Annotated in this window: 1 protein-coding gene; it reads right to left on the bottom strand. The window is 73.1% G+C overall.

Annotation, left to right across the window (positions count from 1 at the left end):
- Positions 1–2221, bottom strand: a 2221-nt coding sequence (locus ABEB00_RS17155) for a type I polyketide synthase (RefSeq protein ID WP_345620592.1), incomplete at both ends; no start/stop codon positions are given.

Consider the following 2221-nt stretch of genomic DNA (forward strand, 5'->3'; position numbering starts at 1 on the left):
ACCGTGCCGCCGCCGCTCTCCGAGCCGGTGACCACACTCAGCGAGGACTCACCCGCGGCCAGCGCCGCCAGGCCGGCCACCGTCTCCTCCCGCGACCCGGCGACCACCACGGCTCGCTCCGACAGCACCGCCCGCCGGGACACGAGCGACCCCGCGACGGTCGCCAAGGGGGTGTCACCCCCGTCGATGAACGACGCCAGCCGTCCCGCCTGCCCGGCCAGCGCACCGGCACTCCGCGCCGAGACGACCACCGGCACCAACACGGGCCTCACCACCGGCACCGGACCATCGCCCGGGGTCACCGGCTCGACGGCGGGCTCCTCCGGTGCCTGCTCCAGGATCAGGTGCGCGTTCGTACCGCTCAGGCCGAAGGAGGAGACGCCGACCCGGCGGAGGCGTCCGGTCTCGGGCCAGTCGCGTGCTTCGGTGAGCAGTTCGACCGCTCCGGCCGACCAGTCGACCTGGGACGAGGGGGCGTCCACGTGCAGTGTGGGCGGCAGGATGCCGCGCCGCATGGCCTCGGTCATCTTGATGACGCCGGCGACACCGGAAGCGGCCTGGGTGTGCCCGATGTTCGACTTCAGCGAGCCGAGCCACAGCGGCTGTTCGCGGTCCTGGCCATAGGTGGCGAGCAGGGCCTGCGCCTCGATCGGGTCGCCTAGGACCGTGCCGGTGCCGTGCCCCTCGACCGCGTCCACGTCCACCGGGGACAGCCCGGCGTTCGCCAGCGCCTTGCGGATCACCCGCTGCTGCGACGGCCCGTTCGGAGCGGTCAGGCCGTTCGAAGCACCGTCCTGGTTGACGGCGCTGCCCCGGACCACCGCCAGTATCTGGTGCCCGTTGCGGCGGGCCTCGGACAGCCGTTCCAGTACGACCACACCCGCGCCCTCGGCCCAGCCCGTGCCGTCGGCCGCGTCCGCGTACGACTTGCACCGTCCGTCCGAGGCCAGTCCCCGCTGCCGGGAGAACTGGACGAAGGCGCCGGGGCTGGACATGACGGCCGCGCCGCTGGCCAGGGCGAGGGAGCACTCGCCGCTCCGCAGGGCCTGGGCCGCGAGGTGCATGGCGACCAGGGAGGACGAGCAGGCCGTGTCCACGGTCACCGCGGGGCCCTCGAAGCCGAAGACGTACGAGACCCGGCCCGAGGCCACGCTGCTGCCGGCGCCGGTGGTGACGAATCCTTCCAGCTCGGCGGGGATCTCGCCGCCGGAGCCGTAGCCCTGGCCCATCAGGCCGGAGAACACGCCGACGTCCGTGCCCTTCAGGGAGAGGGGATCGATACCGGACCGCTCCAGCGCCTCCCAGGAGGTCTCCAGGAGGAGCCGCTGCTGCGGGTCCATCGCCAGCGCCTCACGCGGCGAGATCCCCCAGAAGGCCGCGTCGAACAGGCCGGCGTCGTGCAGGAAGCCGCCCTGGTCGACGTAGGACGTGCCGGCCTTGTCAGGGTCGGAGTCGAACAGCCCCTCCAAGTCCCAGTCCCGGTCGTCGGGGAAGCCGGACATCGCGTCGCGGCCCTCGGACACCAGCCGCCACAGGTCTTCGGGGCTGTTGACGCCGCCGGGGAGGCGGCAGGCCATGCCGACGATCGCGATCGGCTCGTCCGGGTCGGCGAGTGCGACCGCGGGGGCGACCGCCACCGTCGTCTCCCCCAGTTCGCCGTGCAGATGACGGGCCAGGGCGAGCGGGGTCGGGTGGTCGAAGACGACGGTGGCGGGCAGTTTGAGGGCGGTGGCCTCGCGGAGCCGGTTGCGCAGTTCGACCGAGGTGAGCGAGTCGAAGCCGGAGTCGCGGAACGCCACGTCCTGTTTGACACCCTCGGGGCCGGCGTGGCCGAGCACGGTCGCCGCGTGCTTGCGCACCAGCTCCAGCAGCAGCGCCTCCTGCTCCGCCGCGTCCAATCCGGCCAGCCGTTCCGCGAGTTCGCCGGTTCCTTCGTTGGTGGCGGCGGCCCGCGCGACCTGCCGGGACACCTTGACCAGGCCCCGCATCAGGTGCTGTATGCCTCGGCCGGCCGTGGCATCGGCGCGCATGGACCGCAGATCCAGCTTGATCGGGACGAGCAGGGGATCACCGGCGCGCAGGGCCGCGTCGAACAGGTCGAGGCCCTCGTCGGAGGCGATGGTCTGGCTGCGGCTCCGGGTCACCCGGGCCTGATCGGCGGTGTCGAGGTGGGCGGTCATCTCGGTGGCCTGCTCCCACAGGCCCCACGCCAGGGACACTC

Source organism: Streptomyces ziwulingensis (assembly GCF_039542605.1).
GTDB lineage: Bacteria > Actinomycetota > Actinomycetes > Streptomycetales > Streptomycetaceae > Streptomyces > Streptomyces ziwulingensis.